Origin of the sequence: Klugiella xanthotipulae, from assembly GCF_006716695.1 — a bacterium.
Taxonomy (GTDB): Bacteria; Actinomycetota; Actinomycetes; order Actinomycetales; family Microbacteriaceae; genus Klugiella; species Klugiella xanthotipulae.
In genome coordinates, this window is record NZ_VFPN01000001.1 from 802,081 (window position 1) to 816,740 (window position 14,660).

At 63.6% G+C, this 14,660-nt stretch carries 14 protein-coding genes; 8 read left to right on the forward strand and 6 right to left on the reverse strand.

All coding sequences use genetic code 11. From position 1 onward, the window contains the following. Nucleotides 1–32 precede the first annotated feature (32 nt). The 6 genes from FB466_RS03645 to FB466_RS03670 form a co-directional block, all read right to left on the reverse strand. Nucleotides 33–713 carry a response regulator gene (locus FB466_RS03645; RefSeq protein WP_170206005.1) on the reverse strand — a complete coding sequence of 227 codons (681 nt, stop codon included), beginning with the start codon at nucleotides 711–713 and terminating at the stop codon, nucleotides 33–35. Next, the gene (locus FB466_RS03650; RefSeq protein WP_141915923.1) at nucleotides 710–2,026 is read right to left on the reverse strand and encodes a sensor histidine kinase; all 1,317 of its coding nucleotides are present in this window, start codon (nucleotides 2,024–2,026) and stop codon (nucleotides 710–712) included. Before FB466_RS03650 ends, FB466_RS03645 begins: the two co-directional genes overlap by 4 nt. A gap of 3 nt (nucleotides 2,027–2,029) precedes the next feature. Beyond that, nucleotides 2,030–2,884 carry an ABC transporter permease subunit gene (locus tag FB466_RS03655; protein ID WP_141915925.1) on the reverse strand — a complete coding sequence of 285 codons (855 nt, stop codon included), beginning with the start codon at nucleotides 2,882–2,884 and terminating at the stop codon, nucleotides 2,030–2,032. Continuing rightward, on the reverse strand, nucleotides 2,881–3,858 hold the full coding sequence (locus tag FB466_RS03660; protein ID WP_141915927.1) for an ABC transporter ATP-binding protein: 978 nt from the start codon (nucleotides 3,856–3,858) through the stop codon (nucleotides 2,881–2,883). Before FB466_RS03660 ends, FB466_RS03655 begins: the two co-directional genes overlap by 4 nt. Before the next feature lie 173 nt (nucleotides 3,859–4,031). Beyond that, nucleotides 4,032–4,994 carry a prolyl aminopeptidase gene (pip, locus tag FB466_RS03665; protein ID WP_141915929.1) on the reverse strand — a complete coding sequence of 321 codons (963 nt, stop codon included), beginning with the start codon at nucleotides 4,992–4,994 and terminating at the stop codon, nucleotides 4,032–4,034. An 87-nt stretch (nucleotides 4,995–5,081) separates the two neighbouring features. Continuing rightward, nucleotides 5,082–7,178: an acyl-CoA dehydrogenase family protein gene (locus tag FB466_RS03670; RefSeq protein ID WP_141915931.1), complete on the reverse strand. Its 2,097-nt coding sequence runs from the start codon at nucleotides 7,176–7,178 to the stop codon at nucleotides 5,082–5,084. A gap of 522 nt (nucleotides 7,179–7,700) precedes the next feature. On the opposite strand from FB466_RS03670, the gene FB466_RS03675 reads away from it, so the two are divergent. The 8 genes from FB466_RS03675 to FB466_RS03710 all read left to right on the forward strand — a co-directional run bounded on the left by FB466_RS03675 (nucleotide 7,701) and on the right by FB466_RS03710 (nucleotide 14,560). Continuing rightward, entirely contained in the window at nucleotides 7,701–9,428 is a 1,728-nt protein-coding gene (locus FB466_RS03675; RefSeq protein ID WP_170206006.1) for an RCC1 domain-containing protein, read from the forward strand. A gap of 357 nt (nucleotides 9,429–9,785) precedes the next feature. Next, the gene (locus FB466_RS03680; RefSeq protein ID WP_141915935.1) at nucleotides 9,786–10,379 is read left to right on the forward strand and encodes an alternate-type signal peptide domain-containing protein; all 594 of its coding nucleotides are present in this window, start codon (nucleotides 9,786–9,788) and stop codon (nucleotides 10,377–10,379) included. 138 nt (nucleotides 10,380–10,517) lie between these two features. Continuing rightward, nucleotides 10,518–10,760 carry a hypothetical protein gene (locus FB466_RS03685; RefSeq protein WP_141915937.1) on the forward strand — a complete coding sequence of 81 codons (243 nt, stop codon included), beginning with the start codon at nucleotides 10,518–10,520 and terminating at the stop codon, nucleotides 10,758–10,760. Nucleotides 10,761–10,969: 209 nt separating this feature from the next. Further along, the gene (locus FB466_RS03690; protein ID WP_141915938.1) at nucleotides 10,970–11,563 is read left to right on the forward strand and encodes an alternate-type signal peptide domain-containing protein; all 594 of its coding nucleotides are present in this window, start codon (nucleotides 10,970–10,972) and stop codon (nucleotides 11,561–11,563) included. Nucleotides 11,564–11,649: 86 nt separating this feature from the next. After that, complete coding sequence (locus FB466_RS03695) at nucleotides 11,650–12,309, forward strand: hypothetical protein (RefSeq protein WP_141915940.1); 660 nt, start codon at nucleotides 11,650–11,652, stop codon at nucleotides 12,307–12,309. A 70-nt stretch (nucleotides 12,310–12,379) separates the two neighbouring features. Beyond that, the gene (locus FB466_RS03700) at nucleotides 12,380–13,003 is read left to right on the forward strand and encodes a signal peptidase I (protein ID WP_170206007.1); all 624 of its coding nucleotides are present in this window, start codon (nucleotides 12,380–12,382) and stop codon (nucleotides 13,001–13,003) included. Next, nucleotides 13,000–13,824 (forward strand): hypothetical protein, encoded by an 825-nt coding sequence (locus tag FB466_RS03705; protein WP_141915943.1) that lies wholly within the window; start codon nucleotides 13,000–13,002, stop codon nucleotides 13,822–13,824. Before FB466_RS03700 ends, FB466_RS03705 begins: the two co-directional genes overlap by 4 nt. A gap of 76 nt (nucleotides 13,825–13,900) precedes the next feature. Next, nucleotides 13,901–14,560, forward strand: a complete 660-nt coding sequence (locus FB466_RS03710) for a hypothetical protein (protein WP_141915945.1) — start codon at nucleotides 13,901–13,903, stop codon at nucleotides 14,558–14,560. Nucleotides 14,561–14,660: the final 100 nt, after the last annotated feature.

The window sequence follows — 14,660 nt, forward strand, 5'->3', positions numbered from 1 at the left end:
TCGAAACGGCACCGCCCCAGCCCCGCACCCGGCTACACGATCCCCAGTTCGTGCGCAAGAATCACGGCGTGCACCCGGTCGCGCAACTCCAGTTTGAGCAGCACCCGGCCCACATGCGTCTTCACGGTGGACTCCGACAGGAACAGAGTGCCCGCGATCTCGGTGTTATTCAGACCCTCGGCCATCGCCACGAGCACCTCACGCTCACGCTCGGTGAGCACCGCGAGGCGGGCCGCGGCGGCCCCGGTATCGGCGGCAGCCTCCGGCCCGGGCAACTGGCTGCCGAAAAGCTCGATCATGCGGCGCGTCACGCGCGGGGCCACAGCCGCATCCCCCGCCTTCACGGCACGGATCGCACTCAGCAGGTCAACAGGTTTGGCATCCTTCAATAAAAACCCGCTCGCCCCCGCACGAATCGCCGCAAACGCGTACTCGTCCAGGTCAAACGTCGTGAGGATGATGACCCGACTCTCCGGGTAGAGCCGCGCAATCTGGCCGGTCGCTTCGATGCCGTCCATCCCGGGCATTCGCACATCCATCAGCACCACATCGGGGCGGTGCGTACCCACAGCGGCAATCGCCTGGCGACCATCACCCGCCTCGGCCACCACCATCACGTCGTCCTCGCTGTCAATCACCAGGCGGAACCCGGTGCGGATAAGCTCCTGATCATCAACCAGCAGCACCCGGATTTTACGACTCAGCTCATTCACGCCTCGGGGGGACCTCTCCTCAGGGATGCCGTATCAAACGCATCCGAACTCACCGGAATGGTGGCGTTCACCCGCCACCCGGTACCAAACGCGGCGGCCACCACCTCGCCGCCAAAAATCTCGACACGCTGACGAATGCCCGCCAGACCGCGCCCACTGCCCAGGTTACCCGCTGTGGGTGTGTCCGCCCCATCATCGACGACCATGATGTGCGTTTCAGTCGCGCGGAACTGCAAGGCAATATCGACGGTTGCCCCCACCCCGGCGTAACGGAGGCTGTTGGTCAGCGACTCCTGCACCACCCGGTACACGGCGAGTTGCTGCCCGCGATCAATCGTGGGCTGGCCCGCCACGCTGTAACGGACCGTGAGTCCCGCCGAACGAAAGGTCTTCACGAGCCCCGCGATGTCCTCGGTTCCCGGCTGCGGCACCCGCTCAACCGACTCGTCGCTCTCGGCCCGATCAACAGAGAGCACACCCAGCAGGCGACGCATCTCGGCGAGCGCGCTGCGGCCCGTCTCGGCGCTCGACAGCATGGCTTTCTGGGCGGCCTCGGTGTTACGCGTCGCGGCTGCGGCGGCCCCGTCGGCGAGCGCAATCATCACCGAGAGCGAGTGGGCCACGATGTCGTGCATTTCGCGGGCGATGCGGGCGCGCTCCTCCACGGCGGCGAGTTGCGACTGTTGGTCGCGCTCGCGGGCCAGCTGGGCGGCGCGGTCGATGACGGCCACCAGGTAACGGCGTCGGTTGCCCGTGTTGATCCCCACCAGGAGCACAAGCGCCAGGAGCACCGCCGCGGAGAGGGTCGCGGGGAGCGCTTCTGCCAGGCCGTGCCGCACCAGCTCACCGAGGAGGACGGCGAGCACCAGACTCCCGTAGGCCACCCAGGAGATCCCCATTTTCCGGTAGAGGGGGACGGAGTAGAGGATGACCCCGATTGCGTAGAGGTCGATGGGCGAGCTGGCCTGCGAGACAAGACCCGTGAGCAGTGCGAGAGCGGCCAGGCCCACCCCCCAAAGGGGGAACCTCCGGCGAAAGAGAATCGCGAGAGTCATCCCCAGCGCAAAAACGGTGTAACCGCTCAGTTCGCCCACGTTGGGCAGTTCGAAGTTGGAGACCCCCATCACGTCAATGAGGATAAGGAGCCCGGTGAGGATAAAAGCCGGCAGGCCGTACACACCGGCCAGAATTCCGTCAACAACAAACGGGTGCCGAGCCCAGAACCGCCGAAAAATCCCGGGAGGTCGGGGCAATCGCAGGTCCGCGGCCACCCCGGAGGAGGAGGGGGCGGCCGCGGCCGCTGGACGGGTCATGGCTTAGGCATCCCTCCGCTTGAGCAGAATGGCGGCGGGGACAAGGGTTACCACAACCCAGCCCAGCACAACGAGTAGTGCCTGCCAGTATTCCATAGTTACTATCCCCTCTTGGGGAGTGCTGTACATCACTTTTCCGGCCTCCGAGGGAAGGTAGGACATCAGCACCCTAGCCGGTTCCCAGTTTTGGGTGCCCAGAAGAAGAACAATAGTGGGCAGCACCATGATGATGCCCACCGAGATGACGATGCCCCCGGCCCCGCTACGCGTAATCGACCCGAGGCCGAACGCCATCATCCCGATCAGGCCGAGGAAAACGCCGCCACTAATCAAGGCAACAAGCGCTCCGTCATCCGTGAGAGCGGCACCGAGGCCCTTCCCTGAGAGGATGCCCTGTGTGAGCAGAAACCCCCCGAACGAGGTGATGAGCCCGGTGACGAAGAGACAGGCGAAGAGAACACCAGCCTTCGCCCACAACGTTGGTAACCGCCGAGGCACCGCGGTGAGGGTGGAGCGGATCATGCCGGTGGAGTACTCCCCTGAGGCCACGATCACGCCCAACGAGGCGGCGATGAGTGAGGTAATAAAGATACTGAAATTGCCCACCATCACGGAGGTATGGATCATTTCCGCGGAACTGCCGCTCTGCGGCGTGCTAGTGTTCGCGATCATGAAGGACGCCGTAATCGCCAGCACCACCACGGTGCCGAGCGACCACCAGGTGGAGCGCAGCGACGAGAGTTTAATCCACTCGGAGCGCAGCACACCACCAAACGTCAACCTGCTGCGCCCCCGCCACGAGGGGCGGGCGGTTCCGGCGTGGCCGGTGCGGGTCGTGGTCGGGGCTGCGGTACTCATCGTTGTTCCTCCTGGCTGGTGCGGGTGACGGGTGCGGAGGAAGCGATGAGACGCGGGTCAAACCCGACCGCGGCATCCGTCTGATACTCCACGTCGTCGCGGGTAAGACTGAGGTAGGCCTCCTCCAGGGAACCCGTAATAGTGCGTAGCTCATGCAGGACCACGCCAGCGGAGGCCGCAAGCTCGCCAATGCGCTCGATAGGGGTGCCGGTAACGTCGAGCAGGAACGGCTCGTTGTTGGCGACGGTGGCCCCCTGGGCGGCGAGCGCCACCTGCAAATGCTCCACGTGCGGGGTTCGCACTCGCACGAGGGTTTCGGTGGTGGACCCCACCAGCTCAGCAACGGGTGCGTCCGCGATAATGCGGCCCCGTCCGAGCACGATAATGTGGTCGGCGGTCAGAGCCATTTCACTCATCAGGTGGCTGGAGAGTAGAACCGTCTTACCCTCGGCGGCAAGGCCACGGGCCAGCTGACGCACCCAGAGCACACCGTCGGGGTCGAGTCCGTTGACGGGCTCGTCGAGAATGAGGGTTTGCGGGTCCCCCAGCAGCGCAGCGGCGATACCGAGCCGCTGGCCCATGCCAAGCGAGAACCCGCCCACGCGTTTATTCGCAACGGAGGCCAGGCCCGTCATCTCGATGACCTCGTTCACCCGGGTACGGGGGATGCTGTGGGTCGCGGCCAGCGCACGCAGATGGCTGTGGGCGCTGCGTCCGATGTGTACGGCCTTCGCATCGAGCAGTGCGCCCACCTCCAAGAGCGGGGAGCGGTGCTCCGCATAGGGCCGACCGTTGACCGTGACCAGACCCTCCGTGGGGCGGTCAAGGCCAACGATCATGCGCATGGTGGTGGACTTACCGGCCCCATTGGGGCCCAGGAATCCGGTGACCTTCCCCGGCCGCACCGTGAAGGTCACACCGTCAACGGCAGTTTTGGTGCCGTAGCGTTTGGTGAGTGAGCGAGCCTCAATCATAGGGTCTCCGTTTCGTCTGAGAGGTGCTCTCATACGCTACGATTGCCCCCTGGACCGCACATCATCCGGGGGGCTGATCCCGCCCAACCGGCATGGCACCCGGGTACCAGAATGCGGCACCCGGCAGGCCACAACAGGTTTTCGCTGCGCCGCCGGGCTTAACGCTCCGCCGCCTACCGATCGGCGAAGCGGTCCGTGGCCTCAATCAGCGCCGAGCGGATGCCGGGCTCGGTGACCGCGTGACCGGCATCCGCCACCAGGTGCAGCTCCGCCTCGGGCCATGCCCGGTGCAGATCCCACGCGGTGCGCGGTGGTGTGCACGTGTCGTAGCGGCCCTGCACGATCACGGCGGGGATGTCCTTCAGCAGGTGCGCGTTGGCGATCAACTGGCCCTCCTCGCACCAGCCACGGTTCACGAAGTAGTGATTCTCGATCCGGGCGAAGGCCACGGCGCTCGCGGTATCGGCCTCGGCCTGTGCAATCTCCGCATAGTCGGGGTGCAGCCGGATGGTGGAGTTCTCCCACACCGTCCAGGCCACCGCGGCGGGCGTGTGCACGGCCGGGTCCGGGTTGTGCAGCAGGCGGTGGTAGGCCTCAATAAGATTGTCGCGTTCCGCCTCGGGCACGGGGGCCACGTACTTCTCCCAGAAGTCGGGGAAGACCTCGGAGGCCCCGTGCTGATAGAACCAGGTCAGCTCGCTCTCCCGCAGTGTGAAGATGCCACGCAGCACGAGCTCGCTCACCCGCTCTGGGTGCGTCTGGGCATACGCGAGAGCCAGGGTCGAACCCCACGACCCACCAAAGACCTGCCAGCGGTCCACGTCCAGCTGCACACGCAGCTTCTCCATGTCGGCCACGAGATGCCACGTGGTGTTGGTGCTCAGATCGGCTTCGGGTGCGCTCGCGTGCGGCGTACTCTTGCCACAGCCACGCTGATCAAACAGGATGATCCGGTATTTCTCCGGGTTAAACAGTCGCCGGTGCACCGGGGACGTTCCCCCACCGGGACCACCGTGCAAGAAGACCACGGGTTTACCCGCGGGGTTACCCGACTCCTCCCAGTACACGTGGTTCTCATCGCCCACGTCCAGCATGCCGGAGTCGTGCGGTTCACAATTGGGATACAGATCAGCCATGCAGACCACCGTACCCCGTCCCGCCGACACCGGACCATTCACGGCGAGGCTGCTGCCGGTTGTGTGCCGCCAACCGCACCCTCAGTACTACCGCTGCCGCGCCCGCAGTACCTTCTCGTCCACGGGTTCGGTGCCCGCGGCCCGCTGTGCCGAGCGGTACGCACGCGCCTCGTCCTGCCGCAGCTGCTCCGCACCCGAGGCAATTGCCGCGCGCACATGCTCGGGGCCGTAGCCAAACGACTCCACCAGGTCGAGTGCGAGGGGCCGCAGTCGCGCCACAAGGCGGTCGATATACGCGGTGATAGATTCGGCCCGCTGCCCGTTGAGTCGGCCGTGGATGAGATACCACGCGGCGTTTTTCTCGATCAGGTTCAGGCCGAAGAGGTCGCGTAACCAGGTGAGCACCCGCTTGTTGTCGGCGTCGGTGGTGGCCTCAAGGGCATCCGTAAACGCCTCCCACTGCAACAGTTCGCCGTGGGCACGGGCGGCCTCAATCAGCTGGTTCTGGTTGCTGTTGAAGAGCTCGGCGGCCGCCTCCTTCGACAGTTTCGAGGCATCCTTGAGCCGCTCAGCCACCGCAGCAATCATGCCGTTGACGCGGGAGGTCAGCAGCTCACGCTGATATTCCGTCTCACGCATATGCCCCACCGAGCGAGCGGTTGAGCCCCGGTCGGAGACACTCTGGGCGAGCTGGCGCAGCCCCGAGCCGTGCAGCACGGTATCGCCCGCCTTCTCGGCGGCGTAGCGGGCCAGCACCCCAAAGTCGGCACCGCGAAACTTGAGGCTGTAATCACCGAGCAGCCGCTTGGCCACCAACTGCAACAGCACGTTATTATCGCCCTCAAAAGTCACGTAAACGTCGAGGTCGGCACGCAGTCCCACGAGACGGTTCTCGGCGAGGAAGCCCGCACCACCGCACGCCTCGCGGCACTCCTGCAGGGTGTCAAGCGCCCCCCAGGTAGACAGGGCTTTGAGCGCCGCGGCCAGGGTCTCCAGGTCTTCACGGTTCCGGTCGGAGTCGTCCGCACCGCTGAAAACCTCATCAAACTTAATCAGCAGCCTCTCGTGCGCGAACGAGGCAGCGAAAGCCTCGGCCAGCTTCGGGAGGAGACGGCGCTGGTGACGCTGATAATCCAGGATGACCCGCTCCTGCGCCCCGTCACCCGCCACAAATTGCCGGCGCTGCGACCCGTAGGTTAGCGCGATCTGAAGGCCCAGCTTCATGGCGGCAACGGCCGCACCGTCAAGGGATACCCGCCCCTGCACGAGCGTACCGATCATGGTAAAGAAGCGACGACCCGGGCTCTCGATGGGGCTGGCGTAGGTGCCATCCTCGGCCACGTCGCCGTACCGATTGAGCAGGTTCTCGCGCGGGATACGGACATCCGTAAAGTGCAGCCGACCGTTATCAATCCCGTTCAGGCCACCCTTGAGACCATCATCCTCACCACCGATACCGGGCAGAAAATCGCCCGCCTCATCGCGCAGCGGCACGTAGAACGCGTGCACGCCGTGGTTGACGCCCTTCGTGATCAGTTGCGCAAACAGCACACACGCGATGCCGTGCAGCGCCGCATTGCCCAGGTAGTCTTTCCACGCTCCGCGGAACGGGGTGTTGATCACAAACTCCTGCACGGCCTCGTCGTAGGTTGCGGTTGTGGCGATGTGGGCGACGTCCGATCCGTGACCCGTCTCGGTCATCGCAAACGCACCGGGAATGTCGAGCGTGATCACCCGCGGCAGCCACCGCGTGTGGTGTTTCTCGGTGCCCAGGTGCAGAATCGCCGCCCCAAACAGGCCCCACTGCACGCCCGATTTAATCTGGAGTGACGGGTCGGCGGTGACCAGTTCCTCAAACGCGGCGATGTTGCCACCGTGGTTATTACCACCACCCACCGCCACGGGATAGGCACGCTGGATAGCGCCTTCGTCCACGAGGATGCCCAGCTGTGTCAGCACGCGGGCGCGGTGTTCCGCCATGCTCAGGCCGGCGATCTGGTGGAGTTCGGGCTTCGCGGCGGTCCGGCGCGCCTCACTGCGCTCCTTCTTCCAGGTGCCCATCAGTTGTTCGGTGAGGGCCGGGATGTTCACCCGTACCTCATCCGTGGTGATCGCGCCCGTCTCGGCGGTGAGATGGCGGGGTGTGGTCGTGCGTGGGGTGGAGGGGGAAGCAGTGTCTACCATCGTTGGTCCTTCAATCACTTCATAAGTCAGTCGTGCGTAGCTCACTACGCTAGGCGGCACCCACGCCACCGCAAAGCACCCCGTTTGGAGGCCACAAAGGAGCGCGTCACCGACCGGTCAGCACGAGAGGGAATCTACAACAACCGGAGGCTTCGACCGCAGGTAGTCCACAAAAATCTGCTGTAGCCGTCAGGCATTTAACGCCCATCTTGTCACTCCTCAGCCGCAGTACCTCAGAAATTCGGGAAATCCCCAGTTTGGTTCGAAATAATTACGACGTGTGAGATTTAAGGGATTTCACACTCAGTAAGGACACTCTTCACGTCGATTGAGATGATGCCGATCCGTCGGTGGTCACGTAGCTCACCACTCAGTACCATCTGAACGGTAGCATCCTCCTCTCGCTGTCGATGCGCTGTTGTGCGCACGGTGCCTCGGAGGCGCGCAGTCAGCTTTTAGTATTGGGGGAGGCACAACAACAACTCGCACATCTTGGGGATGAGCGTAGGGGGTAGTACACATATGACCGCGCACGGCAGTGCCGTTCTGCACAAGGTACACGATCGTGCGCCCCGGGGACGTCGCCGCCTCGTGGCCGCGCTACTCACGGTGGCGAGCGTCATCGCCCTCGTGGGCGGAGCCTCACCCGCCGCAAGCCTGTGGAGTATCTCAGATGCCACCACGACGACGACCGCAACGGCACGCACTCTGACAGCCCTCGACGCGCCGACAATTGCCAGCAGCACCGGGCAAAAGATCACGCTCACCAGCAACACCGCACCCTCGGGCGACACCCTCACCCCCGTCTACACCTTTGAGCGATCCACGAGCGCAGCATTCACCGCACCCACCACAATCGCAACTGGCCCCACGTTTCCCGTAACCGACGAGGGGCATCTTCCCGCGGTTCCCACCGCTGGCACGTTTAGCACGATCGCCTCGGGCATAAGCTCTTCCTGCGGACTCTCAAACGGCCGCGTGATGTGCTGGGGAAACAACGACAACGGGCAGCTGGGCCAGGGCACGATTGGCGGCTTCTCGGCCACCCCTGTCGAAGTGCAGACAACAGCCGATAACCCCGCGTCTGCACTTCCGGCTACGGCTGCGCTCCTGGAGGTTGCCGTCGGGGGAGACACAGCGTGCGTCTCGACGCTGCGCGATGTCTACTGTTGGGGACGCAATCTGGGCGGTATCGTCACCACGACCGACACCAGCCCACACCCTCTTCCCGTTCGTGTCTCCGGCACACCCGCAGGGAATCTCAGTTCACTCACCGTCGGCTACAGTCATGCGTGTGCGCTCTTCACCAATTTCGGAGCCTTGTGCTGGGGCAGTAACCTGAACGGCCAGCTGGGCACCAACGCCGCCCTCTCCGCAACACCGGCCGCACCAGCCAAGGTTCTCACGGGCGGAAACGCGGGCGGAAACCAGGTTCCCGCGGGCACCAGCCTCAACCTCATCAGGGCCGGACACAGCTACACCTGCTTCGTCACCTCGGGGCTGGCCTACTGCTGGGGCATTAACACCACCGGCAACCTGGGGAACGGCACCACCACACAAGTGAGCGTCGCAAAATCGGTCGCAACGGGCACAAGCTACCTCCCCGCCGCAACAACAATCATCGACATGAGCTTGTCGGGGTCCACGGATGCGAGCAACTCCCGCTCCACCTGCGCGGCGACAACAACCGCGGTGTACTGCTGGGGTGCAGCCGCTAACGGGGCGCTCGGCATCTCCGGAGCCGCCGGAAACGTTCTCAACCCGGCCAAAGTCACGGGGGTCACGGGTACTATGACGGCACTCGCGGGAGGTCTCCAGGGTCACTGTGCCGTGACATCCGGCCAGGCGTACTGCTGGGGTCTGGGCACATCTGGGCAGTTGGGCAGCGGGAGCGCCAGCGCCACAACCCCCGTGAAGGCCGCCACCGCGGCCGGCAAAACGGTTGTTCGGGTAGACGGGGACCAAGGCTTTCGATGTTTCCGCTACTCGGACGGTACAGTCGGATGCGCGGGGGCGGGTGCCGTGGGCCAACTCGGCGAGGGCCCCGACGGGCGAAGTGCCAGCGTCAACGCCGGAATCGGAACGATGGTGGCTCCCCGGCCGCGGACCTGCGACACCGGTGCCACCTTCCTCAGCGACGGCAGCTGCACGCTCGCACCCAACACAACCTACTACTATCGGGTATCTTTCACCCTGGGCTCCTGGAAGAGCCCCGTTTCAGCGGTTGCAGCCCTGAAACCCGGGGGCTAAGCCGCCGCCTCGCACCTGCGCCAGGGGGACCACGTTCCTCGCGGCGGGCAACCGCAGCCCTAACCACGACAGCATTTAATATTCGGCCAGAACCAAATAACAGGTTACGTATTATATCACACAATTAAATTCTCAGCATTTTAACAGAATGACCGAATTGGAGATTTTTTTCTTGAAATTCCCGGAGTTTTATCAAAAAACACCGCGATTAGAAAGTTGCTTTCTCACCCCCGATTTAATCATGGCAATTCTTCAGGTTCATCCTCAACTATTGTAGACAGTTGGAAATCATGGGGATTCCACACTGACGATTAGGGGTTCCCCTTTCGCGCGTAAAAACGGATTGGGAAAAAAATTATGAACAAACTTTCTAAGGGCATCATTGTCTCTGGACTCGGCGTTGCACTCCTGCTGGGAACGGGAGGGTCGCTTGCGCTCTGGAACGTCACAAGTGAGAGCCAGGCCGGAGAGATCTCGACCGGTGACCTGAACCTGACGGTTCCGACCACCGGCCAGAAGTGGGAAGCCAACGTTGGCGGCAGCTGGGTTGACATCGACATCAGCACCTACCGGATCGTTCCCGGCGACCTCGTGCGTCTCACCCAGCCGCTCACCGTGACCCTCACCGGTAACAACATGAAGGCCAAGTTGACCGTCGACACCGCAAACGCCATCACGGCAACCGCCCAGGGCAGCGTGCCCGGCAACTTCCTCACCGTTACCTCCGCCTTCCCGACCGCACCAGCCGGGGAAACTGCACCCACCCAGGTGGGGACCACCAACGTGTGGCAGTTCAACGGCCCGCTCGTCGGCGGCACGGCCACCTACACACAGCAGATCACCTTCGCGTTCTCCTCAGCCACCACCGGCCGCACCGGAGCTCTCGCCACGATTGACCTGAGCAAGACCAACTTTGTCCTGGAGCAGGTCTACACCAACCCACCAGCGTAGTTCGTCTCGGCCCGACACGCCGGGCATAGCGCGGTTCACGGATACCTTCGTGAACCGCGCTCCGGTCTCGGCCGCAGAAGTGGCAGCAGACCACCACACGAGTCCGTACTTTTTATCGAACGAAAGGGAGGGAGCCACATGACTAAACGTTCACGACGTAACACGTCGCGACAACGCAGCAGCATTCTCACCTCCATCGCGTTCACCGTCGCCGTTGTCGCGCTGGCCGGCGGCGGTAACGCCGCAAACGCGCTGTGGAGCATCACCGATGGCAACGCCGGCTACGTGGGATTTGGCCCCTCCGGCCAATTGGGTGAAGGTCCCAGCGGTAGCTGGACGAGCCCGGTGTCAGGTATCACCGCCCTCACGACAGCGGCATAAGGGAGGTACACGCACCGGACACACACGACAACCGCTCCCCGCTTCTGCCCAGGGTTTTACCCCCTGGAGTACAGGCTCAGCCCCAGGGAATTTCAGGTTAATCATAGAAAATATTAGTAGATGGAGGTCAGGGGTCTTCATCTCGGTGGGTCTCTTGGGGGGTTCCACATCGTGTTCATCACAACAGTTATTGAGAAAAGGGATACATCATGAACAAGCTTTCTAAGGGAATCATCGTGTCTGGACTTGGCGTCGCGCTGCTCCTCGGAACGGGCGGATCGCTCGCACTCTGGAACGTCAGCGCCGAGAGCCAGGCCGGGTCCATCGCGACCGGTGACCTCAACCTCGCTGTGGCCACAAGCGGCCAGACCTGGGAGGTCGCCACCGGCACCGACACCTGGGCCGCCATCCCCGACATCAGCACCTTCCGGATGGTTCCGGGCGACAAGGTCCGCCTGACCCAGCCCATGGACGTCACCCTCGTGGGTGACAACATGAAGGCAGAGCTCACGGTTGACACAAGCGAGGCCATTGTCTCGGGCGATGCCACCGCCGCGGACCTCATCACGGTCACCACGGCTTGGACCAACCCGCCCGCCGGCGTCACCATGCCGACGCTCAAGCCGGCCTCCGAGAACACCTGGGTGTTTGCGGACGAACTGGGCGGGACCGAAACCTTCACACAGCAGGTAATCTTCGCCTTCTCCTCGACGGCGACTGAACGTGTGGGAGCGCTCTCGACGATCGACCTCAGCAAGACCGAGTTCGTTCTGGCGCAGACCTACGAAAACGCACCCGCGTAATAAATCGGTCAGCACCAACGCCCGGCGGGGACATTCACTCGATGAATGTCCCCGCTCCGGGCATACTGTTTTCAGGGGGAAAAACTATGAGTACCGTGGAGACGTCATCGGGGCTCACCCGGCTGCGCTCATTCCGGTTACCGACGCTTGCCGTCGCGCTCGTGACCGCCGCCATCGTGATCTTCAGCATGAGCCACTCGTTCGCAACCTGGATGATATCTCGCACCGGATCAGGGGTTCTCAACTCGGGGACGCTCTCCTTTCAACTCAAGGATTCAAACGGGCAGAACGCCTCGCCCTCGGACCCGCTCAGCATCGACTCTCCCCGTTACACCTTCGCCGCACTGACGCTCAACTCCACGTCACTACTACCCGGCGATACGCGTGTCGCACTCATGAACATCACCAACACGGGCGCGACGCCGCTGAGTCTCACCTTTACCGGGGTAACCACAAACGCGTCAACCACCGCCCAGAAGGATTTTGTGGGTTCGCTGAGCCTGGGAGCAATCGCGACAACAACAGCATCCTGTCTGCGCACCCAGTTCACCAGCGACCTGATCAAGCCGCTCAGTGGGGTCACGACCGCGACTCCGCTCACGGTCATTCCCACAACCAACACGCTCAAACCCGCCGAGAGTCGCTACCTGTGCGTAGCCCTCAACGTGTCGGCCACCTCACCCAACACGGCTCAGGGGCAGAGCAGCACCCTCACCATCCAGGTGCGAGCCGACCAGCAGCGATAACCACAGACCACCCCTCATCACAACAGACCACCAGCGAGGAATCATGAGACACCGGAAGGGAGCACGGCACGTGCCAGCACACACACCTGAAACGCCGGAGACACGCAGTCCCGGCCGCAGGGCCTTCACTCTCATCCGCACGGTACTCTTTGCCACGGTCGTCTCCGCCCTCATTGTTCTCGTCACCGCGATCATCCTCGTGCCGCGAATCACCGGCTCCACCACGTACACGATCCTCACCAACTCGATGGCTCCAACGCTGCCGCCCGGGACGATCATCGTGACCCAGCCGCGAGACGTTGCCAGCATCCGGGTGGGGGATGTGGTGACCTATCAGATCGAGTCCGGCCAGCCCGAGGTGATCACCCACCGCGTTGTGGGCATCAGTAAAGACACCCGCGGTGAGGTCTCCTTCATCATGCGCGGAGATAATAACTCCGTCAACGACCCGAAACCCGTCATCCGTGAACAGGTTATGGGCGTTGTCCTCTACTCGGTTCCCTTCGTCGGGCTGGCGATCAACACCGTCACCGGCAACGCCAAGCTCTGGGTGCCCGTGGCCATCGCCGTGGTCTTCATCTTCTGGGGGGTCGGCTACGTCATCGCCCACTTCACTTCACAGCGGAAAACCCCGGCCATCCTCAAAACAACCGCTCCCCTCAACAACGATCACGGAAAGGAGGGCACACGATGACCCGGATGCCCTCCCTCCCCCGCTGGGCACGTGCACTGACCGTGGGATCGGCAATCCTCGTGGTGGCCGTCCTCGGCCTCGCGGGGCCGGCCCTCGCCACGCCGAGCGGGCCTGCGGCCACAACCACCAGCGCCGCCGCGGACCCGCTGCTGCTGAGCAATGACGGGGTGACCTGGGCAGCCCAGCTCGCGCATCCACTCTTCGATGCTGACTATCGATACGTACCGGGTGAACGCGTGACGAGCGGATTCTGGCTCAAGAATAACTCCGGCCACAACGCCTACTACACGGTGCAGGTAACCGGGGTGGAGATTCCCGCCGACCTGACCGGTGCCCTGTCGCTCTCCGTGGGAAGCAACACGGAGTCCGCCAAGAATCCTGTGATCCTCGCCAATTGCGCCGTGGCAGTGCGCAACGTGAAACTCGCCGCGGGTTCCCGGGTGTACCTGCCAAGCACGGTCACGATGAGTTCAACGGCACCGCTCGCCGCCCGCAATCAAACGGCCTCCTTCGGGGTGACGACCACCCTGCACGACGCACCACTCGACCTGTCCGATGGCCAGTGCCTGACGAGCGAGGGAATCGTACCCGCGGTGGAGCCGACCCTCCCTCACGACCCAACGCTCACACCCGGAGAGACCACAGCGGGCACCTCAACCGGCACACCCGGCGACCAGGCAACCGCGCCGACAGCGGGAGGCGCATCCGGTGCACTGGCCCTGACGGGCGTATACCTCGGGGGCTGGGTCACGCTCTCCGTGCTTCTCTCGGCCGGGGGCATCCTGCTCGCCTCCCGCCGGCGGCGGGCAGAGGACAGGTAGTATCCGTCATTCCGCTGGCGACGCTGTACCCCGTGTGGGTACACTCAGCACACGGATAGCACGAAGGGGGGTCCGCATGAGCACGGGGGAAACATCGTCCGCCCTGAGCCGGATGCGCGCACTGTCCCTCCCCATCACGGTCACGGCACTGATGACCGCCGCCCTGCTGCTGCTCAGCATGGGAACCTCCCTCGCCGCATGGATGGTATCGCGCAGCGGAACGGGAGCCATCCAGACGGGAACCCTGTCATTCCAACTGACGGATGTCAGCGGGACCAACGCATCGCTCGCGGAACCGACAAGCACCGACTCCCCGCACTACGCATTTGAGTGGTTGACCCTGAACTCCCGTGACATGCTGCCCGGCAGCAAAAGCGTGGCTCTCATGCGGGTGGCCAACACGGGGTCCACCCCGCTCTCACTCTCGTTCACGGGCGCTGTCAGCCCGGCGGGAACCGCTCCGCAGAACGATTTTGTGAACGCACTCAGCCTCGCCGCGCTCGCGGTGCCCACTGCATCCTGCATGAAAACCCAACTCACGGCGGATGTTACCCAGCCGCTCTCCGCCGTGACACCGGCCAGCCCCCTCCCGGTGATTCTCCCCGCCGAGGCACTCCAACCGGGAGAGAGCACCTACCTGTGCGTGGGCCTCCTGCTCTCGGCCACGGTACCCAATAGCGCCCAGGGCCAGGCCAGCGACATCACCATCCAGGCGCGGGCAGACCAGGAACGATAACGGATGCTGATAATCGCCGATTAATTAGCCGTATTATGCTCCTCATCAGAGCTTTATCTGCAAGAATATCGTTGTGAAAATATTGGTGGGGGACCAATAC